21 protein-coding genes and 1 pseudogene are annotated in these 24,203 nt (G+C 44.0%); 15 read left to right on the plus strand and 7 right to left on the minus strand.

Annotated elements, in window-relative coordinates; all coding sequences use genetic code 11:
- Nucleotides 1-7 precede the first annotated feature (7 nt).
- The 7 genes from rsxC (at nucleotide 8) to OCT63_RS13570 (ending at nucleotide 6,954) form a co-directional block, all read left to right on the plus strand.
- Nucleotides 8-2,587 (plus strand): electron transport complex subunit RsxC, encoded by a 2,580-nt coding sequence (gene rsxC, locus OCT63_RS13540; protein WP_269983874.1) that lies wholly within the window; start codon nucleotides 8-10, stop codon nucleotides 2,585-2,587.
- Nucleotides 2,587-3,633, plus strand: a complete 1,047-nt coding sequence (gene rsxD / locus OCT63_RS13545; protein ID WP_161687013.1) for an electron transport complex subunit RsxD — start codon at nucleotides 2,587-2,589, stop codon at nucleotides 3,631-3,633. Before rsxC ends, rsxD begins: the two co-directional genes overlap by 1 nt.
- A 12-nt stretch (nucleotides 3,634-3,645) precedes the next feature.
- Entirely contained in the window at nucleotides 3,646-4,275 is a 630-nt protein-coding gene (gene rsxG, locus OCT63_RS13550; RefSeq protein WP_161672258.1) for an electron transport complex subunit RsxG, read from the plus strand.
- Nucleotides 4,275-4,967, plus strand: a complete 693-nt coding sequence (locus OCT63_RS13555; protein WP_029626991.1) for an electron transport complex subunit E — start codon at nucleotides 4,275-4,277, stop codon at nucleotides 4,965-4,967. The genes rsxG and OCT63_RS13555 overlap by 1 nt, the downstream gene beginning before the upstream one ends.
- A gap of 178 nt (nucleotides 4,968-5,145) precedes the next feature.
- Nucleotides 5,146-5,781 (plus strand): endonuclease III, encoded by a 636-nt coding sequence (gene nth, locus OCT63_RS13560; RefSeq protein WP_060467328.1) that lies wholly within the window; start codon nucleotides 5,146-5,148, stop codon nucleotides 5,779-5,781.
- A gap of 109 nt (nucleotides 5,782-5,890) precedes the next feature.
- On the plus strand, nucleotides 5,891-6,307 hold the full coding sequence (gene gloA / locus OCT63_RS13565) for a lactoylglutathione lyase (RefSeq protein WP_060467326.1): 417 nt from the start codon (nucleotides 5,891-5,893) through the stop codon (nucleotides 6,305-6,307).
- Between the two features lie 212 nt (nucleotides 6,308-6,519).
- Nucleotides 6,520-6,954 carry a DUF2753 domain-containing protein gene (locus tag OCT63_RS13570; RefSeq protein ID WP_017056498.1) on the plus strand — a complete coding sequence of 145 codons (435 nt, stop codon included), beginning with the start codon at nucleotides 6,520-6,522 and terminating at the stop codon, nucleotides 6,952-6,954.
- Nucleotides 6,955-7,065: 111 nt separating this feature from the next.
- Here OCT63_RS13570 and motY read toward each other — a convergent pair whose 3' ends face one another.
- Nucleotides 7,066-7,947 carry a flagellar protein MotY gene (gene motY / locus OCT63_RS13575; RefSeq protein WP_269983875.1) on the minus strand — a complete coding sequence of 294 codons (882 nt, stop codon included), beginning with the start codon at nucleotides 7,945-7,947 and terminating at the stop codon, nucleotides 7,066-7,068.
- Nucleotides 7,948-8,135: 188 nt separating this feature from the next.
- Between motY and rnt the strand changes: the two genes are divergently transcribed.
- Together rnt and OCT63_RS13585 are read left to right on the plus strand one after the other, a co-directional pair.
- Complete coding sequence (gene rnt / locus OCT63_RS13580) at nucleotides 8,136-8,780, plus strand: ribonuclease T (RefSeq protein WP_017061178.1); 645 nt, start codon at nucleotides 8,136-8,138, stop codon at nucleotides 8,778-8,780.
- Between the two features lie 65 nt (nucleotides 8,781-8,845).
- Complete coding sequence (locus OCT63_RS13585) at nucleotides 8,846-10,171, plus strand: Na+/H+ antiporter family protein (protein ID WP_060467324.1); 1,326 nt, start codon at nucleotides 8,846-8,848, stop codon at nucleotides 10,169-10,171.
- Between the two features lie 231 nt (nucleotides 10,172-10,402).
- On the opposite strand, the gene OCT63_RS13590 is transcribed toward OCT63_RS13585, so the two are convergent.
- Nucleotides 10,403-11,032 (minus strand): DsbA family protein, encoded by a 630-nt coding sequence (locus OCT63_RS13590; protein WP_269983876.1) that lies wholly within the window; start codon nucleotides 11,030-11,032, stop codon nucleotides 10,403-10,405.
- Between the two features lie 98 nt (nucleotides 11,033-11,130).
- Nucleotides 11,131-11,469 (minus strand): Grx4 family monothiol glutaredoxin, encoded by a 339-nt coding sequence (locus tag OCT63_RS13595; RefSeq protein ID WP_017056493.1) that lies wholly within the window; start codon nucleotides 11,467-11,469, stop codon nucleotides 11,131-11,133.
- A 269-nt stretch (nucleotides 11,470-11,738) separates the two neighbouring features.
- On the opposite strand from OCT63_RS13595, the gene sodB reads away from it, so the two are divergent.
- From sodB to OCT63_RS13610, 3 genes are all read left to right on the plus strand, one after another.
- Nucleotides 11,739-12,323 (plus strand): superoxide dismutase [Fe], encoded by a 585-nt coding sequence (gene sodB, locus OCT63_RS13600; protein WP_004734050.1) that lies wholly within the window; start codon nucleotides 11,739-11,741, stop codon nucleotides 12,321-12,323.
- Nucleotides 12,324-12,571: 248 nt separating this feature from the next.
- Nucleotides 12,572-13,075 (plus strand): VC2046/SO_2500 family protein, encoded by a 504-nt coding sequence (locus OCT63_RS13605; protein ID WP_269983877.1) that lies wholly within the window; start codon nucleotides 12,572-12,574, stop codon nucleotides 13,073-13,075.
- 275 nt (nucleotides 13,076-13,350) lie between these two features.
- On the plus strand, nucleotides 13,351-14,034 hold the full coding sequence (locus OCT63_RS13610; protein ID WP_269983878.1) for an SDR family oxidoreductase: 684 nt from the start codon (nucleotides 13,351-13,353) through the stop codon (nucleotides 14,032-14,034).
- A gap of 205 nt (nucleotides 14,035-14,239) precedes the next feature.
- On the opposite strand, the gene adhE is transcribed toward OCT63_RS13610, so the two are convergent.
- Complete coding sequence (gene adhE / locus OCT63_RS13615) at nucleotides 14,240-16,945, minus strand: bifunctional acetaldehyde-CoA/alcohol dehydrogenase (RefSeq protein WP_060467320.1); 2,706 nt, start codon at nucleotides 16,943-16,945, stop codon at nucleotides 14,240-14,242.
- 638 nt (nucleotides 16,946-17,583) lie between these two features.
- On the opposite strand from adhE, the gene OCT63_RS13620 reads away from it, so the two are divergent.
- Both OCT63_RS13620 and OCT63_RS13625 read left to right on the plus strand, forming a co-directional pair.
- The gene (locus OCT63_RS13620; RefSeq protein ID WP_060467319.1) at nucleotides 17,584-18,222 is read left to right on the plus strand and encodes a YchE family NAAT transporter; all 639 of its coding nucleotides are present in this window, start codon (nucleotides 17,584-17,586) and stop codon (nucleotides 18,220-18,222) included.
- Between the two features lie 145 nt (nucleotides 18,223-18,367).
- Nucleotides 18,368-19,213, plus strand: a complete 846-nt coding sequence (locus OCT63_RS13625) for an ion transporter (protein ID WP_269983879.1) — start codon at nucleotides 18,368-18,370, stop codon at nucleotides 19,211-19,213.
- A gap of 78 nt (nucleotides 19,214-19,291) precedes the next feature.
- Here the strand turns inward: OCT63_RS13625 and asd are convergent, their stop codons facing one another.
- Complete coding sequence (asd, locus tag OCT63_RS13630) at nucleotides 19,292-20,410, minus strand: aspartate-semialdehyde dehydrogenase (protein ID WP_060467317.1); 1,119 nt, start codon at nucleotides 20,408-20,410, stop codon at nucleotides 19,292-19,294.
- Nucleotides 20,411-20,919: 509 nt separating this feature from the next.
- Between asd and nhaC the strand changes: the two genes are divergently transcribed.
- The gene (nhaC, locus tag OCT63_RS13635) at nucleotides 20,920-22,356 is read left to right on the plus strand and encodes a Na+/H+ antiporter NhaC (protein WP_161687021.1); all 1,437 of its coding nucleotides are present in this window, start codon (nucleotides 20,920-20,922) and stop codon (nucleotides 22,354-22,356) included.
- Nucleotides 22,357-22,456: 100 nt separating this feature from the next.
- On the opposite strand, the pseudogene OCT63_RS21560 reads toward nhaC, so the two are convergent.
- Nucleotides 22,457-22,597, minus strand: a pseudogene (locus OCT63_RS21560) (chemotaxis protein); the annotation flags it as partial.
- Between the two features lie 83 nt (nucleotides 22,598-22,680).
- Entirely contained in the window at nucleotides 22,681-24,108 is a 1,428-nt protein-coding gene (locus OCT63_RS13645) for an Hpt domain-containing protein (RefSeq protein ID WP_269983880.1), read from the minus strand.
- Between the last annotated feature and the right edge of the window lie 95 nt (nucleotides 24,109-24,203).

The raw sequence follows: 24,203 nt of genomic DNA on the forward strand, positions 1-24,203 counted from the left end.
GGTTAGTATGATCTCTTTAATTGAACAAATTCGCACGGGCTCTATTTGGAACTTCCCGGGCGGCGTGCACCCTGCTGAAAACAAGAAACAATCCAATACCACTGACATCGTTCATGCAAGGCTTCCTGAAGAAATCGTTCTTCCTGTAAAACAACACATCGGCAAGCCAGGTAACTTATTGGTTGCTGCTGGTGACACCGTGCTAAAAGGCCAACAACTGACAGCCTTGGACACGGGTTTTACGTTGCCGGTACACGCACCAACATCGGGTGTGATTACCGTTATCGAACCAAGAACCACGGCTCACCCTTCGGGCTTAAGTGAACTCAGTGTGGTTATTAAGCCGGACGGTTTAGACACTTGGATAGAAAAACATCCGGTTGAAGATTTTTCTTCTAAGAACTCAGACGAACTGCTTGATGTAATTCGCCAAGCTGGTATTTCGGGTATGGGCGGCGCAGGCTTCCCTACCGCGAAAAAGCTTCAGTCAGGCCTTGGTCGTACCGACATTTTGATCGTCAACGCTGCTGAATGTGAACCTTACATCACCTCTGATGACAAGTTACTTCAAGAACATGCCGAAGAAGTATTAAAAGGCATTGAAGTGGTTGAACATATCCTTCAACCAAAGCTGACGGTTATCGGTATTGAAGACAATAAACCTGATGCAATAAAAGCACTTGAAATAGCAGCGAAAAACAAAGACATCGTAATTCGTGTTATCCCGACCAAGTACCCTTCCGGTGGTGAGAAGCAACTCATCAAGATCCTCACTAACAAAGAGGTGCCTGCTGGTGGTATTCCTGCGGACATTGGTGTATTGGTTCAAAACGTCGGCTCTCTCTACTCGATTAAAAGAGCAGTAATCGACGGTGAACCTGTCGTTAACCGCGTTGTGACTTTAACCGGAAAAACCTTTAAGCAGCCTCGTAACGTTTGGGCGCTGCTCGGCACACCAGTACATGAGTTGCTTGAAGAGTTTGGTTACAAAGCCGATAAAAAGCTGCCGCGTTTGATTTTGGGTGGCCCTATGATGGGTTTCACCCTGCCACACGCCAATGTGCCAATCACTAAAACATCGAACTGTATTTTAGCACCAACGCGTCGTGAGATTTCACCAAGCACTTACGAGATGGAATGTATTCGATGCAGTGCATGTGCCGAAGCTTGTCCTGCCTCTCTACTGCCTCAACAGCTGCAATGGCACGCGAAAGCCAATGAGTTGGACAAGTGCGAAGAGCTAAATATTAAAGACTGTATTGAATGTGGTGCTTGTGCGTTTGTTTGCCCAAGTGAAATCCCGCTCGTTCAGTACTATCGCCAAGCAAAAGCCGAAATCAAAACAAGAAAAGACGAAGCGACGGCCGCAGAGCGCGCCAAAGTTCGTTTCGAAGAGAAAAACGCTCGTATGGAGCGTGACAAGGCAGAACGCGAAAACCGCTTCAAGAAAGCCGCGGATAACCGTCGCAAAGACATGAAAGCGGCAGACGGTGACGATGCAATTGCTGCTGCGATTGCTCGTGTTAAAGCACAAAAAGCTGCTGAACAAGCTCCAAGTGAAGAGCCAGCAGTGAAACCTGCGGTTGCAGCTGCGATAGCTAAAGCAAAAGCGAAACAAGCTGCGGCTCAGAAAGCAGACGGTGCTGAACCAGACAACTCTGAAATGTCGAAGCTACGTGAAGAGCGTAAACGACAAGCTCGAGAACGCAAGGCACAACAAGCTGCTGCTGATGCCCCGGCTAAAAGCTCTGGTGATCGCAAGAAAGATGCAGTCGCTGCCGCAATAGCTCGCGCTAAAGCGAAGAAGGCTCAGCAAGCAGAATCAACTTCTGATGCTCCAACCGAAAGCTCTGGCGACACTAAGAAAGACGCCGTTGCTGCAGCTATCGCGCGTGCCAAAGCGAAGAAGGCGCAGCAAGCGGAATCTGCTTCTGATGCTCCAGCTGAAAGCTCTGGCGATGCTAAGAAAGATGCAGTCGCCGCTGCGATTGCTCGCGCTAAAGCGAAGAAAGCTCAGCAAGCGGAATCAGCTGCTCAAACCGAAAGTGAAGCTCCGGTTAAAAGCTCTGGCGACGCAAAGAAAGATGCTGTCGCTGCAGCTATAGCTCGCGCTAAAGCCAAGAAGGCGCAACAAGCTAAGCAAGATGAAACCGCAGAAGCTCCAGAGCCAGTGATTGACGTTGAAGCTGAAACTCAACAAGAGTCAGTCGATCCAAAAAAAGCTGCCGTTGCTGCCGCTATCGCACGTGCTAAAGCGAAGAAAGCGCAACAAGCTAAGCAGGAAGAGACAACTGAAACATCCGAACCAGTAATTGAAGTTGAAGCTGAAACTCAACAAGAACCAATCGATCCCAAAAAAGCTGCCGTTGCCGCTGCAATAGCTCGCGCTAAGGCGAAGAAAGCACAACAAGCTAAGCAGGTCGAAGCACAAGAAACCGCTCCTGAACCTGCAGATGAAATTGAAACGGAAGCTCAATCAGAATCCGTCGATCCTAAGAAAGCAGCTGTTGCTGCCGCAATTGCTCGTGCTAAAGCAAGAAAGGCGCAGCAAGAGCAAGACAAAAAGAATAATGAGGAGAAAGAGTAGTGGCCTTCTTTATTGCCAGCTCACCGCACGCACACAATCGTAGAAGCACCCCAGATCTGATGAAATGGGTCGCTATTTGTGCATTGCCAGGCCTACTAGCTCAAACCTACTTCTTCGGATGGGGTACGCTCATCCAGTTAGTATTTGCTATCGCACTTGCTGTTAGCTTTGAAGCAGCCGTAATGCTATTGAGAAAACGTCCGCCAGTGATGGCGCTGCGTGATTACAGTGCTGTTGTGACCGCTTGGCTACTCAGTATCGCTATTCCTCCGCACTCACCGTGGTGGATTGTAGTGATAGGTATGTTCTTTGCTATTATTATTGCGAAACACCTATATGGTGGTCTTGGACAAAACCCATTTAACCCGGCGATGGTCGCTTACGTTGTTTTGCTGATCTCATTCCCTGTCCAGATGACCAGTTGGAATGCACCGACCAGTTTAACGGCTGAAGCAACAAGCTTTGTTGACTCGTTTTTGATGATCTTTACTGGCTTCAATAATGAAGGGTTATCTCTTCAACAAGCGCGTCTTGGTATTGATGGCACCACAATGGCAACACCACTCGATGCATTCAAAACCGCATTAACGGCAGGCAACACCGCTTCCGAAGCTCTGTCTCAGCCACAATTCAGCTGGTTAGCTGGCGTAGGTTGGGAATGGGTGAACCTTGCTTATCTAGTCGGCGGCCTTGTGCTCATTAAACAACGCGTGATTCAGTGGCATATCCCAGTGGCATTTCTGGGCAGTTTGACTGTATTTAGCTTAGTGTTCTTGATATTCACTCCCGGAGAAACCGCATCTCCAACCATTCACCTATTGTCTGGTGCCACCATGCTGGGTGCTTTTTTCATTGCTACCGATCCGGTTTCAGCCTCAACAACAGTGAAAGGCCGTTTAGTATTTGGTGCCCTGATTGGTGCTCTCGTTTTTATCATCCGCAGTTGGGGTGGCTTCCCTGACGGCGTAGCGTTTGCTGTATTGTTAGCCAACATGTGTGTTCCACTGATTGACTACTACACCAAACCTCGTACATACGGTCACTAAGGAGCGGATACCATGCTAAATGCAATTAAGAAAAACGGTCTAGTACTCGCTATTTTTGCGTGTGCTTCCACCGGTTTGGTAGCGGTGACTCACGAGCTAACCAAAGAGCAGATAACACTGCAAGAACAAGCTCAATTGCTATCAGTACTTAACCAAGTCATCCCACACGAGTTACATGACAATGAGCTGTTTTCAGCTTGTACCTTAGTTGAAGCCGAGGCGCTTGGAACCAAACAAGCCATGCCAGCTTACATTGCTAGACTCAACGAAGAACCGAGTGCAATCGCGATCGAAGCCATTGCACCAGACGGCTACAACGGTGCAATCAAGGTGATTGTTGGGATGAAAATCGACGGTACTATTTTAGGTACTCGCGTTCTTTCCCACCAAGAAACTCCGGGATTGGGTGACAAGATTGATCTACGAGTCAGTGATTGGATTCTCTCTTTTGCAGGCAAGCAAGTAACTGAGTCGAATCTTGCTCGCTGGAAGGTTCGCAAAGATGGCGGTGATTTCGATCAGTTTACCGGCGCAACTATTACGCCGAGAGCCGTCGTAAAGTCGGTCAAACAAACGGTTGAATACGTTAATAAAAATCGCCAAGCATTGCTTGCTCAACCTCTAAATTGTGGTGGTGAATGATGAATGAACATAAAACACTAATTAAAAATGGCATGTGGGCCAATAACCCTGCCCTAGTGCAACTTCTTGGGTTATGTCCTCTACTCGCGGTCTCCTCAACCGTGACTAACGCGCTTGGATTAGGCATTGCCACGTTACTTGTTCTGGTCGGTTCGAACGTTTGTGTCTCTTTAGTTCGTAACCATGTACCGAAAGAAGTTCGCATCCCAGTATTCGTGATGATCATTGCTTCACTAGTAACCTGTGTCCAGCTTCTGATGAATGCCTACGCGTACGGACTTTACCTATCTTTGGGTATCTTCATACCACTGATCGTAACCAACTGCATCATCATTGGCAGAGCGGAAGCATTCGCTTCAAAAAATGCGGTGTTGCCTGCTGCTCAAGATGGTTTTTGGATGGGTCTTGGCATGACATCGGTACTGATTGTGTTAGGTGCGATGCGTGAGGTGATAGGTAACGGGACGCTGTTTGATGGCGCCGACCTACTTCTTGGTGACTGGGCTTCAATGTTACGCATCCAGATATTCCAATTTGATAACAGCTTCTTATTAGCTCTACTTCCACCTGGTGCCTTTATTGGTGTTGGTTTCTTGATTGCTTTGAAAAACATCATCGACAACCAAGTAAAATCTAGACAGCCAAAACAAGAAAAACCAACGATTGAACGCGCTCGCGTTACCAATGCCTGATAAGTTACAGTAGCTTAAAACCCTGCTGAGAAGCTCAACCGCTCAGCAGCTATATAGATTGACCAAGTACAAATAATAATGACGCTCATAAGAGCGCGTAACCGATGATAAAGCCTGAGTATTCGGAGTTAATTGAATAACGAAACTCAAGCCCTAACTATTTGAAAGTAATGTCGCTATGAACAATGTAAAACGAATAGAAATACTTGAGCGTTTAAGAGAGAACAACCCAAAGCCAGAGACTGAGCTTAACTGGAACAGCCCTTTCGAGTTGCTGATTGCCGTACTTTTGTCTGCACAGGCAACCGATGTCAGCGTGAACAAAGCAACGGATAAACTTTACCCTGTGGCGAATACTCCACAAGCGATTTTCGACCTAGGTGTCGATGGCTTAAAAGAGTACATAAAGACAATCGGCCTATTTAATTCAAAAGCAGAAAACACCATTAAAACGTGTCGAATGCTGCTTGACCTACACAATGGTGAAGTACCGGAAGATCGTGCGGCATTAGAAGCCCTTCCTGGCGTTGGTCGTAAGACTGCCAACGTAGTATTGAACACCGCTTTCGGTTGGCCAACCATTGCCGTGGATACTCACATCTATCGTGTATCAAACCGCACTAAGTTAGCGATGGGCAAAACGGTCGACGATGTTGAAGCTAAGCTGCTCAAAGTCATTCCAAAAGAATTCAAACTGGATGTCCATCATTGGCTCATTCTTCATGGACGCTACACTTGTGTCGCGCGTAAACCACGTTGTGGCAGCTGTATCATTGAAGATCTGTGCGAGTTTAAAGAAAAAACAGACATCTAGACTAATGAGGTTTAATCAAAAAGCTAAGAAGCTAAACAATGCCGCACTCTTCTTGCGGTACAACAACAGAATTACAAAACGTATACATAGTTAAAGCTAGGAGCAAATCATGTCAAACGGTCGTATTTTACACACCATGCTACGCGTTGGTGATCTAGATAAGTCTATCGAGTTCTACACAAAAGTAATGGGCATGCAGCTATTACGTAAGAACGAAAATAAAGAGTACGAATACACGCTAGCTTTCGTTGGCTTTGGTGACGAATCTCAAGGTGCTGTAATTGAGCTTACATACAACTGGGGAACGTCTGAATACGACCTTGGCTCTGCTTTTGGTCACGTTGCGATTGGTGTAGACGATATCTACACAACGTGTGATGCGATTAAAGCCGCGGGTGGTAATGTGACTCGAGAAGCGGGGCCAGTTAAGGGAGGATCAACACACATTGCCTTTGTAAAAGACCCAGATGGCTACATGATTGAGCTTATTCAGAACAAGCAAGCAAGTGCGGGCTTAGAAGGTTAATTTAAACCTAAAAGACCAAGGATGACTTTTAAAAGTAATCCTCAAACGTGGATTGACCAATAGTAGAAAGCGAGCACTATGCTCGCTTTTTGTTTATTGCAATCGCTCATATTTTTCGCTCAATCATTTATTGTAACAATCCGAACTAATAAGCTTTACATGATAATGATTATCATTTAAATTAAACCTCTCTAAACCAGTGAGGTCATACAATGATTAGCGAATGGGAAAAACACACGTTACTTGCCGATACGGCATTACAACTCGACGATCCTGTACGAAGTATTCTTCACTATAAGCAGGCATTGAACTTAAGCGAAAAAATCACTGAGCGTACCGATATTCAAGCCGATGAACGCTTACTTATTTCAGTCATCTCTTGCCATAATCTCGCCCAGTTTTGGCGATGGGCTGGCGAGACAGATTATGAACTCAAATATCTCCAATTGGCTTCAGAAAAAGTGCTGACACTTATTCCTCAATGCCCTAATACGCAATGTTCAAGCTTCATTGACTCTATTGGCTGCTGTAAAAAAGCACTTATCGATTTCATGAAGCGCCATCCCAACCCTAAAATTGCCTCTATGGTTGAAAAAATAGATACCGCAACCAACTGTGAAATTATCGCCCGCTTTCGCCTAAATTAAGTTTACTTTTGATTAAACTCAGATCGTTTGTTCGTGGCTAAGGCGCCTACATTTCAGCACCCCATTTTAAGCACAAAAAAGCCCGTCTCTTTACAATTAGGGTCGTTCAGCTTAAACCTGTGTACGACCTAAAGAGATAACAACGCGTCGGTTTTTATCTTTGCCAATTGGTGAGCTGTTATCGGCAATCGGACGACGTTTACCATAACCTTGAACTTGAATACGGTCTCCGGGTAAACCAAGTGACTTGAAGTACTCTCTTAACGACTCAGCTCTTCTCTCAGAGAGGTTCTGGCTAATACTTTTACTGTCTGCAGAGTCCGTGTACGTCGAGACTAGCACAAGGTCGATATCTTGATTGTAACGAACATAATCTGCGATCTGGCTTAGCCTTTTACGTGACGACTTATTCAACTGATCGCTATTGCGATCGTAATGCAGGATAGTAAAAGAGATATCTTCAAAGCTGTAAGGCAATAAGTTGGCAACACAGTCACTGAACACATTGTATTTTTCTTGGAACAACACCGACGACAACGACACTTCGATACGTTGATCTCGGCTTTGCCACTCTTGGTAACTGAATGTCGGGTAACGCCCTTTCTCCAGCTCACTCAAAATACCCCAAGCCGTTTGTCCGCCTACGTATCCATCAAATTGTTGGAAGAACTTAATGGTTGTCATGCGATCGGCACTTTCGCCAGGACGCCAAGGCGGTGGCATGGAAATCAAGCTGACATTGCGTGTCGCACCCATTGGGCGGCGCATTTTAAGCTCAAAGTCCAAAATGATTTTTTTACTCGCGCGAGATGAGAACTCAGCATCACCAAAATTGGGGATTGGGTGAACCAAGCGGCATTCTAGTGGCGTGTTTGCCACCATCTCCCACGTTGACTGTTGAGGAGATGCTCCGTAACGCTTTTCTTGTGCCATTACCGATGACGACATAAGTAGCGAAAATAGCATTGAACCTGTTATGAGTTGTTTCTTCATAAAGTGGAGTATCTCTTAAGCAATTCGTTTAACAATGCAGCCAATTGCCGCATTTTTCTCTCGCGTTTAAATATGCAATTATCAAGCCGAAATGGGGTGGCTAATTTATGATTTATTGCCCTTCCCTAGTTTTTATCACTGCTATTATCTGCAATAATGCAGGCTTAATCACACTTATTTGGGCTAACATGACTGTAGAAAACGAGGCTCTGACCCTAAAAAAACGCTTTCGCGGCTATTTTCCAGTGGTCATCGACGTGGAAACCGCAGGGTTTAACGCAGAAACCGATGCATTATTAGAAATCTGTGCCATTACATTAAAAATGGATGAGAACGGAGACTTGCACCCTGCATCAACGCTTCATTTTCACATTGAGCCTTTTGAAGGCGCAAATATAGAGCAGGCAGCATTAGACTTTAACGGAATTAAAGACCCATTTAGCCCATTACGTGGTGCTGTGTCGGAACAAGAAGCCCTTAAAGAAATCTATAAGCTAGTGAGAAAAGAACAAAAAGCTTCAGATTGCAGTCGCGCAATCATGGTCGCTCACAATGCTACATTCGATTTGAACTTCGTTAATGCGGCAAGTGAACGTTGTAAGCTTAAACGCGTCCCGTTCCATCCATTTGCAACTTTTGACACTGCAGCTCTTAGTGGTCTTGCCTACGGTCAAACCGTTTTGGCTAAAGCTTGCCGCACTGCAGGGATGGAATTTGACAACAAAGAAGCACACTCTGCTTTGTATGATACGCAAAAAACCACAGAGTTATTTTGCGGCATAGTAAACAAATGGAAAGCCCTTGGTGGTTGGCCGCTTGTTGACGAAGAATAACAAATAGAGTCGGTAAACGTTTGTTCGTACTACCTTCATAAAAAACACAACATCCCGAGAATAATATGAATCCTGTTGTAATTTCAGTTTGCATCATGCTTGTTTTAGCTTTGATGCGCGTAAACGTTGTCGTTGCTCTTACGTTCAGCGCAATTATCGGTGGCGTAGCCTCTGGTATGAGTGTGAACGATGCTGTAGCAGCTTTCGAAAGTGGATTAGGTGGCGGTGCAACGATCGCACTTAGCTACGCTATGCTTGGTACATTCGCTGTTGCGATCTCTCGATCTGGAATCACAGATCTCCTTGCTCAAAATGTGATCAAACGCATACACGGTAAAGAGAACAGTGCGGCATCGACCGGTCTTAAATACGGCATCCTTGCGTCGTTGATCTTAGTGACCATGTCTTCGCAAAACGTGATTCCGGTACATATCGCCTTCATCCCAATCTTAATCCCACCTCTATTAGGCGTATTCGCAAAAATGAACCTAGACCGTCGCCTGGTTGCGTGTGTGCTGACTTTTGGTCTGATTACGCCTTATATGGTGTTGCCGATTGGTTTTGGCGGCATCTTCCTAAACAACATCCTGCTTAAAAATCTTCACGACAACGGTCTTGAAAACGTTGTAGCAAGCCAAGTACCTATGGCAATGTTGCTACCAGCAGCAGGCATGATCTTCGGCCTTCTTACCGCAGTGTTTTTTACTTACCGTAAGCCTCGTCAATACAAAGAAACGTCTCACACGGCTGTTTCTACTGAGACAAAAGAGATCAACAAGAAGCACATCCTAGTAGCGGCGGCAGGTATCGTTGCTGCACTAACGGTTCAATTATCGACAGGTTCTATGATCATCGGTGCTTTGGCTGGTTTCATGGTATTCACTTTCGGTGGTGTAATCGCTTGGAAAGAGACACACGATGTCTTCACCAAGGGTGTTCACATGATGGCAATGATCGGTTTCATCATGATTGCAGCGGCAGGTTTCGCAGCGGTAATGAAGCAAACTGGCGGCGTGGAATCTTTGGTTGAAGCGCTTTCAACCAGCATCGGTGACAACAAGCCTCTAGCAGCACTACTTATGCTAATTGTTGGTCTACTGGTCACTATGGGTATTGGTTCTTCGTTCTCTACGATTCCAATCCTTGCAACTATCTACGTTCCACTAGCAGCAGCATTTGGTTTCTCACCAATGGCAACGATCGCTCTAGTAGGTACAGCGGCAGCGCTTGGTGATGCGGGTTCTCCTGCTTCTGACTCAACATTAGGTCCAACGTCTGGTCTTAATGCTGATGGTCAACACGAGCACGTATGGGAAACCGTAGTACCAACATTCCTGCATTACAACATCCCGCTGATCGTATTCGGTTGGATTGCAGCGATGACGCTGTAGTTACATTGTATTTAGCTGAAATAATACATAGCTAAACTGTAATAACGCATAGTTAGATAGTTAAACAATTTATCAGCTAGTAAGCACTTACTTTAATTCGATATTTTATTGAAAGTAAATACTTATAAAAGAGGCCGTTATCTCTCGGATGACAACTAAGAATTAGTTTTTGACTAAGCACTTAGAGTAAGACAACGATATAGCGGCCTTTTAATTTTATGAAAGTGATGACTAACCTTGTGTTAGGTTTTCTTCCAGCACACTTCTCACTGAGCGTAATGTCACTTCAGTCGATTGATAATCCAATTCAACTTCACTAAAGATGCCGTTCACTTCAAGCATTAAGGTCGGGTAAGAAAACACACCCATCGCTTCTTTAAAACCTAATTGGTCATCCAACTCACTTTCCAATAACTTGCTAGAAAGGTCATTTTCAAACTGTTGTACATTCATGCCTAATTCTTCAGCCAACTGCAGATGCGTTTCTTGGCAGTGTGGCAACATCGCACGAAGGTAGTAAGCGTGTTGAATCGCTTCCAGCATCGCTTCGTAGTGATCTTGAAAACCTGCGGCAATCACAGCGCGGCACGCAGGGTAAGTGCTGCGAACAGGCTTGCACTCAGTCCAAAACTCGTGGTTAAACTCGGTACCTAGCTTAGCTTCGATCTGCTTCCAGATCGCTTGCAGCTTGCCTTTCATCTCTTCTGACATTGGCTCATCAGAATCCGGAGCCAAGCCACCTACTACGTAGTTAAACTCAATGCTTGCAGGCAATTGTTGTTTCAACAACTCAAGCGTTGGCTTGTATCCCCAACACCAGCTGCACATTGGATCATGCACATAATGAAGTTTTACGTTCATTGTTCGTTCCTTATCGAGTCGGCTCTTCTATCAATTCCAATAAAAAAGGAGCCTGATTAAGGCCCCTCATTTTAACTATTCAGCGCAAAGGCTAGAACTTACTCAGCGTCATCGCCAGCAACTTTAGCCGCCGCTTCTTTGATGATTGGCTGAAGTTCACCTTTTTGGAACATCTCAAGAATGATGTCACAACCACCGATTAGCTCACCTTCAACCCAAAGTTGTGGGAAAGTTGGCCACTGTGCGTAAACCGGAAGCTCTGCACGGATATCAGGGTTTTGTAGGATATCTACGTAAGCAAACTTTTCACCACACGCCATTAGAGCTTGAGATGCTTGAGAAGAAAAACCACAGCTTGGTAGCTTAGGTGAACCTTTCATGTAAAGTAGAATCGTGTTTTCTTCAAGTTGCTGTTTGATTTTATCGATAGTTTCCATTGCTTCCTCGTTGATGGATTACGGCTTTTATTGCCTTTATTCTACCCCAAACCAAAAGAATAAAAACCATATAAAAAAAAAGGCTAAAAAACTGAGCTAGCAATTCAAATAAAAGTGATGAATTGGGCTTTTAATAAAGTAAAAACTTGCTAAACTATATCCCAAGTCAGAAAATTGACCATGGTTAGCCGTATAGCGAACCATGAATAATAATATCACTGGAAGCAATCGAAAGAGTTAACTCTTTCATATCAATGGAGAATTGATCAATGGCATTTGAACTACCGGCTCTTCCTTACGCGAAAGACGCACTAGAACCACACATTTCAGCAGAAACGCTAGATTTCCACCACGGTAAGCACCACAACACTTACGTTGTTAAGCTAAACGGTCTTATCCCAGGTACTGAGTTTGAAGGCAAAACACTAGAAGAGATCGTTAAGACTTCTACTGGTGGTGTTTTCAATAACGCGGCTCAAATCTGGAACCACACGTTCTACTGGCACTGTCTTGCTCCTAAAGCAGGCGGCGAACCAACTGGCGCTGTTGCAGAAGCTATCAACGCTGCATTCGGTTCTTTCGAAGAATTCAAAGCGAAATTCACTGATTCAGCAATCAACAACTTCGGTTCTTCTTGGACTTGGTTAGTTAAGAAAGCTGACGGTTCTCTAGACATCGTTAACACTTCTAACGCTGCTACTCCTCTAACAGAAGAAGGTGTTACTCCACTTCTAACTGTTGACCTATGGGAACACGCTTACTACATCGATTTCCGCAATGTTCGCCCTGACTACATGGCTGCATTCTGGAACCTAGTAAACTGGTCTTTCGTAGAAGAGAACCTAGCTAAGTAATTATTACTTAAGCTGCGCTATTTATAGCGAGTTACCTATTGAAAGCTCATGCCTCGGCGTGAGCTTTTTTGTATCTGCCGTATTCTAGTTCATACGAAGATTACAAAACTAAGTAACCGATCAAGCTTGCTTTTTTAACCTATGGTTACCTTTCTCAACCAGCCTGCATAAATTCTCTATTCGCTTGTAATTAAAGACTAAAGTTTGCTGACTCCATGCCGTTAAAGGTGTATCAAATGAGAGGCGTCATGCAAATACATACTTTAGACAAAGCAGGAATCATCAACGAACTGAAGTTCGGCATCGGAATCAGCCAAGCGGTTGAGCAAGGTCGCCGTGCCGATTTCTCGTTGCTGTTATCTATGTTTTCTAATGATGTGCGCGATTGCACTCCCATCGACACCCTCCAAGTTATAGAGACAAGTGAAGATCGCCTGCGTAACCAGTTTGGCGTAGCAGAGCCGCAACAACTGCGTTCGACCCAATCGTCGTATGAAATTTCAGCGCAACAATCAGACCATTTTCATCAAGCTAGTCTCGCCAGCGCAAAGCTCAGCCATTATTTGAAACCTGAAGCGCTCGCTTTTATGCCTGAAGATACCGCCGACTTCCCGGAAGAGGTTTACCAAAACTTTTCTGGTCACGACCGTCGTAAACTGGCGAACAAGCATGTCCCTGATCTGCCTCATGCCACGCTCTATAACGCGTTATCTACAGCCCAACGTCAGTATCAAATTCAAGCTCAAGTATAGCTTTACTCTCCTTTTCTAGCTCTAGCTCTATATTCATCTGTACTCGCTTCCATTCACGTTTAAGAATGATTGATATGAGTGATATGAACCACCGGCCTTGGGTGAACTCAAAACTTGAGTTGTCGATTACTTCTTGAAGTTACTACAAAATGTGACTTGCCACTAAGTTCATAAAAACTTATTAATTGGCACACCTTAGTTTGAACCAATTCACACCCATTGTATAAAATTTAACCCATCCTTATCCCACATGGACGATTTGTTTAGGTAGTGAGATGGAAATAAAAAGCTCAATCATATTGGTGACATCAGCAGGATCGCGTTTAGGAGGGACGATTGCGAACCACTTTGTTAACCTCGGAGCCACTGTTATCCTTTGTGATAAGGATCCTACAGCACTTGAAGAAAACTATCTCCAATGCTCTCGTGCCTCAGACTCCGTCTACCGTTACAAACTCGAAGATAACCATAATCAAGCCATTTTAGATGTCTTTGATTTTGTCCAACGCACTTTCAACACCACACCTGATGTATTAGTAAATAATTGGATCAGCTCCCCAATGCCTAGTCTGATTGGCGACCAACCAGTCAGCAGCTTTATCGAGGATTTGTCTTCGAAAGCGTCGACCCTTTTTGCATTTGGGCAGATTAGCGCAGAGAGATTACGTGAAGCGGATAAGGAGGGGGTTATCGTTAATGTGATATCTCACGACGACTTTCATGATGTATCGGGCTTGGAGAGTGCAAACTCGATGATTACGGGCTTTACCCACAGCTGGGCCAAAGAATTAACCCCGTTTAATATCCGTGTAGGTGGTGTTGTTCCCGCTATTCACAATGCCGACGGTAAGTTCAACCGTTGTCATTGGGCACAGCTGCAAGACGAGCTAACCAGAACCGCTGAATACATCATCTCTAATGACTACTTCAGTGGGCGAGTAGTTGCCGCTGAGGTTTAACTCCTCTCCCATTTTAATTAAAAACAAGCAACTTAAACCTACGGGGTAGCGCGGGCAAAAAGCTATAACCCTTCGTTAAGTAGATCACCCCAAAAAAAACAAACAAATATAAAAAACCCCAGTCTCTCGACTGGGGCTTTGTTCTTTACCCGATTAGATAAGGTTCGTGCTAGCGAAAACTTACCTCAAAACTAATGCTTACTTATTACGCGTTAGCTTTTTCTTTTTTAGCTTTTGGCGCTTTCGCTTCAGCTGGTTTTTGGTCCGCTTTCTTAAGGATAACTGTAGTACCTTCGAAAGTTTCACCTTCAACGTATGGTTGGCCGAAGTAAGATGTTGTTAGAACTTCTTTTAGCTCAGTGATTAGAGGGTAACGTGGGTTAGCACCTGTACACTGGTCATCGAACGCTTCAACCGCTAGCTCGTCTAGTTTCGCGATGAAGTCAGACTCGTTAACGCCCGCAGCTTGGATGGACAGTGGGATGTCTAGGTCAACTTTAAGCTCTTCTAACCAAGTCAGTAGACGTTCAATCTTCTGAGCAGTACGGTCACCAGCTTGGCTTAGGCCTAGGTGGTCAGCAACTTCAGCGTAACGACGACGTGCTTGTGGACGGTCGTACTGAGAAAATGCAGTCTGCTTAGTTGGGTTATCGTTCGCGTTGTAACGTACAACGTTTGAGATAAGTAGTGCGTTAGCAAGACCGTGTGGTAGGTGGAACTCAGCACCAATTTTGTGAGCCATTGAGTGACACACACCTAGGAATGCGTTCGCAAATGCTACACCAGCGATTGTTGCTGCGTTGTGTACTTTCTCACGAGCGATTGGGTCAGCCGCACCATTTTTGTAGCTTGATGGTAGGTATTCTTTAAGCATCTTAAGAGCTTGAAGAGCTTGACCGTCTGAGTATTCGTTCGCTAGAACAGATACGTAAGCTTCAAGAGCGTGAGTTACTGCATCGTAACCACCGAACGCTGTTAGAGACTTAGGCATGTTCATTACTAGGTTCGCATCAACGATAGCCATGTTTGGCGTGATTTCGTAGTCAGCTAGTGGGTACTTAGCGCCAGTCTTGTCGTCTGTAACAACGGCGAATGGAGTAACCTCTGAACCAGTACCTGAAGTTGTAGTGATACATACAAGCTCAGCTTTTTGACCCATTTTAGGGAACTTGTAGATACGTTTACGGATATCCATAAAGCGCATTGCTAGTTCTTCGAAGTGAGTTTCTGGGTGCTCGTACATAACCCACATGATCTTAGCAGCATCCATTGGAGAACCGCCACCTAGAGCAAGGATTACGTCAGGTTGAAAGCTCTTCATTGCTTCAGCGCCTTTCTCAACAACAGATAGCGTTGGATCCGCTTCTACGTCGAAGAAAGTTTGAACTTCGATGCCTTGTGCTTTAAGCAGCCTAACTACGTCATCTGCATAACCATTGTTGAATAGGAAACGGTCAGTGACTAGGAATGCGCGTTTCTTACCTTCTAGATCGCTCATTGCGATTGGAAGGCTACCACGACGGAAGTAGATAGACTTAGGTAGTTTGTGCCACAACATGTTTTCAGCTCGCTTCGCTACAGTTTTCTTGTTGATAAGGTGCTTAGGACCTACGTTCTCAGAGATAGAGTTACCACCCCATGAACCACAACCTAGAGTTAGAGAAGGTGCAACGTTGAAGTTGTACAGGTCACCGATACCACCGTGAGTAGTAGGGATGTTGATTAGGATACGAGCCGTCTTCATCTTGTCACCGAAGTAACGGATACGGTCTGCGTTAGTATCTTGGTTAGTGTAAAGACCAGATGTGTGACCGATACCACCGATTTCAACCATAGTTACCGCTTGAGCAACGGCGTCTTCGAAGTCGTCTGCGCGGAATAGACCTAGAGTTGGAGATAATTTCTCGTGAGCGAATTCGTCATCGATCGATACTTTACCAAGACCTTCACCTACAAGCACTTTTGTATCAGCAGGCACTTTAACACCCGCCATTTCAGCGATTGCTGGAGCAGGTTGACCTACGATTTTAGCGTTTAGGTTGCCGTCGATAAGCAGAACTTTACGTACTTTATCAGCGTCAGCTTTAGATAGAACGTGAGCTTTGTGAGAAGCGAAACGCTCTTTCACTTCTTCGTATACATCACCAACAACGATCGCAGCTTGCTCAGAAGCACATACAACGCCGTTATCGAATGTTTTAGACATTAGGATAGATGCTACAGCACGTTTGATATCAGCTGTTTCATCGATAACGACAGGAACGTTACCTGCACCAACACCGATAGCAGGCTTACCAGAAGAGTATGCTGCTTTAACCATGCCTGGACCACCAGTAGCAAGGATAAGTGCGATACCGTCGTGCTTCATAAGCGCGTTAGAAAGCTCTACAGATGGTTGGTCGATCCAACCGATGATGTCTTTTGGAGCACCAGCTTTAACAGCTGCGTCTAAAACCAGTTTCGCTGCATCATTCGTTGAGTTCTTCGCACGTGGGTGTGGTGAAAAGATGATGCCGTTACGAGTTTTAAGTGAGATTAGAGATTTGAAGATTGCTGTAGATGTTGGGTTCGTTGTTGGAACGATACCACAGATGATACCTACAGGCTCAGCGATAGTCATTGTGCCTAGGTTGTCATCTTCTTCTAAGATGCCGCATGTTTTTTCGTCTTTGTATTTGTTGTAGATAAATTCAGATGCAAAGTGGTTTTTGATAACCTTATCTTCAACAATACCCATTCCAGATTCAGCAACTGCTTGTTGTGCAAGTGGAATACGAGCATGGTTAGCAGCAAGAGACGCTGCACGGAAGATTGCATCTACTTTCTCTTGAGAGAATGTTGCAAACTCTTCTTGTGCTGCTTTAACGCGTGCTACCAGAGCATCAAGTTCCGCTAAGTTAGTTACAGGCATGGTGGATCTCCTAAAATAATAAATATTAAAAACTTTTTATTAAATTCGCTGCTTGTCTTTAACTTTAATCGACAACGTTCTTAGTAAATTGCTTTCAGGACTGAGTATATTATTTCATTGTGTGAAAAAAATTGACCCAGATCAGTTACCCAAAAATAATTAACCAGAAAGTAGTAAGACAATCACAAACTTTAACTTAAGAGCATGATTTATATAGATTAAAATCACACTTATCGCGCGTACAAAAAACAATCAAACAGACAAGTTTTTTCCACATAGCGTCATAAACTGTAAAAAAATTTCATTTTTAGTCCTTTAAATTACATGTATACAGCTATATTCGTGCTACTGAGGGTATATCCATACTATTGCACGGGCTAGCTTCTGACATAACTTTTATTAATTTCGTGCGACAGCTAACAGTTACCCAACAAGAAGTTACAAAATGAAACACTAACGACTAACTTGAAACAAGACTAATACAAAAGTGAGATTCAATTAGTTTTTCTAAAAACAATCACCTATTTCAAGTTAGTTTTTTTCATTCGTACAAATTGAAATTGTCCCTTACATTACGCGCTCAGAATATTCACAGATCAAACCTTCCACATTAAGTACGCTAACTGGAGATCGCTCTCATGCAAGGCTTAGAACTCGCAATCTTTATGCAATTCTTCCTTGGGCTTGTTGCTGCCGTAAACCCAATCGGCATCATGCCTGTTTTTGTTTCTCTTACTGCCCATATGCCGCCAGAAGAGAGGAACAAGACAGCCTTGCAAGCCAATATTGCTGTTGCCGTTATCTTGATTGTATCGCTGATTGCAGGACAATTACTCCTAGATATGTTTAGCATCTCACTGGATTCATTCCGCGTTGCAGGTGGCCTGCTATTACTAAGCATCGCATTTTCGATGATGAGCGGTAAACTCGGTGAAGATAAGCAGAACAAACAAGAGAAATCGGAATACATCAGTAAAGAGCAAATCGGTGTTGTTCCATTGGCAATGCCTCTAATGGCTGGCCCGGGTGCAATCAGTTCTACGATTGTTTACGGTTCCCGCTACCCCGCTGCTATTGATACGGTAGGCATCGGCATTAGCATTATTGCTTTCACAACCTGCTCTTGGCTTTTGTTCCGTTCAGCTCCGGTTATCGTTCGCTTCCTAGGTCAAACGGGTATCAACGTTATTACACGTATCATGGGGTTGATTCTTGGTGCATTAGGTATCGAATTCATCGCCAACGGCTTACGTAACCTATTTCCAGGGTTAGCGTAACGTTTAGCTTGGGTCATCTAATTAGTGGCAATCAGCTATGTAATATCAATGAGGTGGGTAAAGCGATTGGACTTTCACTCGCCTCGTTATTATGAAGCTTGTATAATGGTTATTAACAACTTTAACAAAAGATGAACTTCACCTTATGTCACGCCAGCCTATAAAGCATCATTTATACGTCATTATCTTTGGTACCCACACACCTGCTGGACGTGCGTTTGATATCTCACTTATCATCGCGATTGTGGCCTCACTTATCGTCCTGATTTTAGAGTCAATTCCTAGTGTGGCGACCGAATGGTCACAACAGTTACGCTACATCGAGTACAGCTTCACGGCACTATTCACATTGGAATATCTGTTAAGGCTCTATTGCTCACCTAACCCAAAATCTTACGCCACTAGCTTCTTCGGTGTGGTTGACCTATTAGCAATTCTTCCAACTTACATTGCTATCTTTTTCCCCGGCGCTTCGTTCATGGGCGTTATTAGGTTATTGCGTGTCATGCGTATATTTAGAATTCTTAAATTGATTCGCTACTTACAGGACTCTAATATCCTTATGCGCTCACTGTTGATGGCAAGAAGGAAAATATTCATCTTCTTCAGTACCGTCGGTATTCTTGTTACGATATTCGGCGCTTTGATTTTTATTATTGAAGGGCCAGAAAATGGCTTCACCAGCATACCTCAGAGCATATATTGGGCCATTGTTACTATTACCACCGTTGGCTACGGCGACATCACACCACAAACCGCTTTTGGTAAAGCCATTGCTTCTCTAACCATGCTACTAGGCTATTCTATCCTTGCCGTTCCTACTGGAATTATCACAGCAGAATTGAGCAATGAAATGAATTCTCACAAAGAGTTGGTTAAGTGCCCTAACTGCAACCGTTCAGGCCATGATTCTGATGCAATGTATTGCAAACACTGTGCAAGTGAATTGGCTGACCCAGATAAGCGAGTCGTTGTTAAAGAACAAGAGTGAACATAAATCCTTGTCATTAAAAACAAAAAAAGCGCCCTAAGGCGCTTCTTCACTCACTATTTTCAGTAAATCAGTAAGTTATGCTTTCTCAGCCAAGATAATACGTAAGGTACGACGTAGTGGTTCTGCTGCACCCCAAAGTAATTGGTCACCCACAGTGAACGCGTTCAAGAAATCGTTCCCCATAGACATCTTACGCAGACGGCCAACAGGTACCGACATTGTCCCTGTTACTTTAGCAGGCGTCAGCTCTTGCGCTGTGATATCACGATCATTAGGTATCACTTTCACCCAATCATTGTGAGTCGCAATGATCTCTTCGATTTCGTCCATTGGAACGTCTTGCTTAAGCTTGATCGTCAATGCTTGAGCGTGACAACGCATTGCACCGATTCGAACACACGTACCATCGATAGGAACTGGCTGGCCATCTAGGCCAAGAATCTTGTTCGCTTCTGCGCCCGCTTTCCACTCTTCTTTACTTTGCCCGTTCTCACGTTTTACATCGATCCAAGGAATCAGTGAGCCCGCAAGAGGAGCACCAAATTGATCGGTTGGGAAGGAAGATGAACGAATCGTATCGGCAACCTTCTTATCAATATCAAGAATCGAACTTGAAGGGTTAGCTAACTCAGAACTTACACTGTCGTTGATTACGCCCATTTGCGAGATAAGCTCACGCATGTTCTTAGCGCCAGAACCTGATGCCGCTTGATAAGTCATAGCACTCATCCACTCGACCATGCCTTTCTCATATAGGCCGCCTAGCGCCATAAGCATTAAGCTCACAGTACAATTACCACCAACGAAAGTATTTGTACCGTCATGGATACCTTGCTGTATTTGAGCCAAGTTAACAGGATCAAGAGCTATGATTGAATCGGTGTCCATTCTCAAGGTAGAAGCCGCATCGATCCAGTAACCTTTCCAACCTGCTTGGCGCAGTGCTGGGTATACCTTTGATGTATAATCGCCACCTTGACAAGTAATCACTGCATCAAGTTGTTTTAAGCTATCAATGTCAAAAGCATCTTGAAGTAGACCCGCATCTTTACCACCTAAAACAGGAGCAGGAATACCAATCTGAGATGTGCTGTAATAAACAGGCTCAATTAGGTCGAAGTCTTTCTCTTCAACCATACGTTGCATGAGTACAGAACCAACCATACCACGCCAACCAACTAGACCTACTCTCATCTCTCACTCTCCATGTATAAATTAAAAAATTATTACCCCCCATCTATAAGTTTTTCAGAAACAGAACTCAAGTGCTTTTTGTAAAAAAGTGTAACTTTTTCGTTTATTTTAAGTGAACACGATGAATAGTGCAGTTATCTCAGTTAAGCATTCCATTCCTTTATCACTGACAAAACACTCACTATTTATTGAATTCAAACGTTTACCTCGATAAAACGTTCAATTTTCAAACGGCCCTCTCGCCCTACAATAGCAATAACCACTAATTAATAAAGGTTAAGCAGCATAATACTTCACAAAATAAAAACAACAAACAATAAATATCAACATATGATAATCATGAATTTAACACTTTTTCAGGTTATGCAACCAAATTTAATTCACTTAACAGTCAAATATCACAACTTAGAGGTATTTTTTCGATATAATAAACTAATTACTGTAGTGTCCACTTCGTAAAATACACTATAACGAAGCACTATAAATGCTCGAAATCACAAGAGGCTTTTATGAAGCAGAGTAAAACCCGCCTACCGAACTTGTTGCAGGTATTCATCGCGTTAGGATTATTCCTATCCCTTGCTTTTTCCTTTACAGCAAAGCTTGACCTTCCTATTCAACTTGCCTTGTATATTGGTTGGTTCATTATCATGGTTCTTGGTATTCGTCTTGGCCACCAATACAAAGATTTAGAAAAAGCAGCACTCAAAGGTATATCCAATGGTTTAGGCGCAGTTTTGATACTTTTGGCTGTGGGCGCTCTTGTTGGTACCTGGATCTCGGGCGGGATCGTACCTACTATCATCTATTATGGTCTGAAAGCTATTCACCCTTCTATCTTCCTTTTGGCGACCATGATCATCTGCTCTCTAACCGCATTGGCTACTGGCACTTCTTGGGGCGCAGCGGGTACAGCCGGCATTGCAATGATGGGTATTGGCCAAGGCCTAGGTGTTCCAGCACCAATCACCGCAGGCGCTGTACTTTCGGGCTGTTACTTCGGCGACAAGATGTCACCTCTTTCTGATTCAGTGATCCTTGCTTCATCTATGTCTGGTGTCGAAGTGGTCGAACACATTAAAGGCATGTTGCCTGTCGCATTAATCAGCTACGTAATTACAGGCATCATGTTTACCGCATTTGGCTTCCACTACGCGGGCAACGTTGACATGAGCCAAGTAGATTCTGTGATTAAAGCAATGGAAGTACAGTTCTACATCACGCCTTACTCATTCGTTCCAGTGCTGATCGTGCTTGGCCTGCTGGCATTCCGCATGCCTTCATTCCCAGTGATCAGCTTCGGTTCTCTACTAGGTATTATCTGGGCCGTGATGATCCAAGAGATAGACTTCCTGACGGCATTTAATACAGCTTGGGCACCATTCTCTATCTCATCTGGTGTAGAGTTCATTGACTCGATACTTAATCGTGGTGGTATGTCTTCAATGCTTGGTTCGGTTGCGGTTATCGTATTTGGTCTAGGTTTTGGTGGCTTGCTGGATAAAGTAGGCGTACTAGAGACGATCGCTAAAGTGTTCGAGCGCCGTGTAAACAGTGCAGGTTCACTAGCAACTAGCACCATTGGTACGGCTTTCATGGGTAACGTATTCGGTTCGGCTATGTATGTATCACTTATCCTTACGCCAAAAATCTGTGCGAAAAACTACGACCGTTTAGGCTACAAACGTAAGAACCTTTCTCGTAACGCTGAATTTGGTGGTACGCTAACGTCAGGTATGGTTCCGTGGAGTGATAACGGCATTTACATGGCGAGTATTCTTGGCGTTGCGACGCTGTCTTACGCACCGTTCATGTGGCTAAGCTTTATCTGTATCATCGTAACGATCGTGACGTCTTACATGGGCTGGTTCGTTGATAAGTGTGAACCTACAGCGCCAGCACTTGACACTGAAGAAGCATCTGAGCTGACTAAGCAACAAGCCTAGTGCTTCATCGTTCAGAACGTTAGAACGTAAAAACAAAACGTTAATGGTATAAATGCAAAAAGAGCGCTCTAGAGCGCTCTTTTCTTATCTGCTGATTTACTTATTTGTTGGCCGTTCGTTTACCCAACCGATAACCAGTACCTAATGGTGCAAAGAACACCACTAAGATAAATAGGATGAAGTAGATAATCACACTCTTGATGAATTCCGTGAGTTATTCTATCGCCAGTACAACGACCTCTTAAGAAACGCGACAAAGTAACTCGTGACCGTATTTTTCCAACGCTAGTCGCTCTTCACTTAACATGTCCAACTTTTGAACGATTAATGCAAGCTATCTAAATATTCGAGAGCAGAACTCACAGAGGCTTCAATCGCTTTCTCTAACTCTTCTAAATCATGTTCACTGATAGGTCTAGATTGTTTCATTGTCATTTCAATACTTGCGGCAATGATCGCTAATCGGGACGCTTTAATGCTACCAGCAACACCTTTTAGGCTATGTACAACACGAGCAGCAGCAGGTTCATCTTGAATGAGTAAAGATTGGAACTTAGCGAAATCGTCAGCATGATCTTGTACAAAGACACCAAGCAACAACTCTACGGACTCAACATCACCATCGAGCGTGTCTAACATCTCTTCGATATTAATCTCAGGCTTTGAATCCGTCACGCTGGCAATGTATCCCTCAGACATTGGGGCCTCTTCTGTGTTGTGCTGAATAGATTGTTGTCTTGCAGATCCAGGCTGCTGTGGAGGCTGAAGATCGAAGTTTTGGTCCCGTGAGTCCCTTTCCGCAAGGTAAGAATCATTTTCAGACTGCTTGATAGCCGAGGACATTACATTGTCATTATGTTCTTCAAACGATCTATCTTCTGCACTAGAAAACGGGGGGACATTGTCCTTACTAGACTTAACTTCAGGCTCTCGACCCAGTTCTGGCTCTACTTCTTGCATCACTCGTTTAGAGCTAACTCCCCACCAAATCAACGCTATTATCGCAACTAAACTTAAGCCGAGCATGACAGTTAAGAGATTGAATTGACGGTCATTAAATTCAGCTTCGAGTTTAATGACCTGTTCGTTAACCGAGTTTTTCTTAATTTTATCAACCAGAAAATTTATCCGAGCATAATCACCCAACAATACGGAAGCGTCAGCCAGTAACTGTTGGATAGCATCTTTCTCTTCGTCTTCTAACGAATAAGACTTATCCAAAATAGAATCAAAAGCTCGATAAGTCGCTGATGAACTATGAGTGTCGGAATACATGGCTTCAAAAACAACCACACCGAGTTCATTCAGTAATGGTTTTAGCTCAGGATACAGGCCAGTATCAGCGCGTAATATCTTTATGTTATCGACAAGGTCTTGAACCTGACTTTCTATTGGGATGAATTCATCAAACTTCTCAAGAAATTGGTCCACAACATAAAGTAGCTGATTAACATCAGGCCGAAAGAATGTGTGTTGAAAATCAGATTCAATCTGCAATCGAATCGAATACACTAACTGTGCATCAAGGGCCAAGTCATTAATACGAGAGACTCGAAGCGGCTCAGAGAAGTAAAGCGACTGCCTCAACTCAGTAACACGAATGCCGAGTTCTTCAATTTGAGCAAGGGAATGGTTGTAAGAACGGCTAAGCTGAAGGATGGCCAACGCAGGAAGTAACCATAGAGTCAGAAGTACAACCAAGAAAGTTGCAGACTTTTTAAAGCGATGGGGCGTTGCCACTAATTGTTCCATCAATATTCCTTGTACGTATCGACTTCACACCATTGCAGTTACCAGAGAGTGTAAAGCGAAAAATAAGCGACAACATCCCGCTGCCGCTATTATCT

This window comes from Vibrio sp. RW, assembly GCF_027587105.1.
GTDB classification, from domain to species: Bacteria; Pseudomonadota; Gammaproteobacteria; order Enterobacterales; family Vibrionaceae; genus Vibrio; species Vibrio toranzoniae.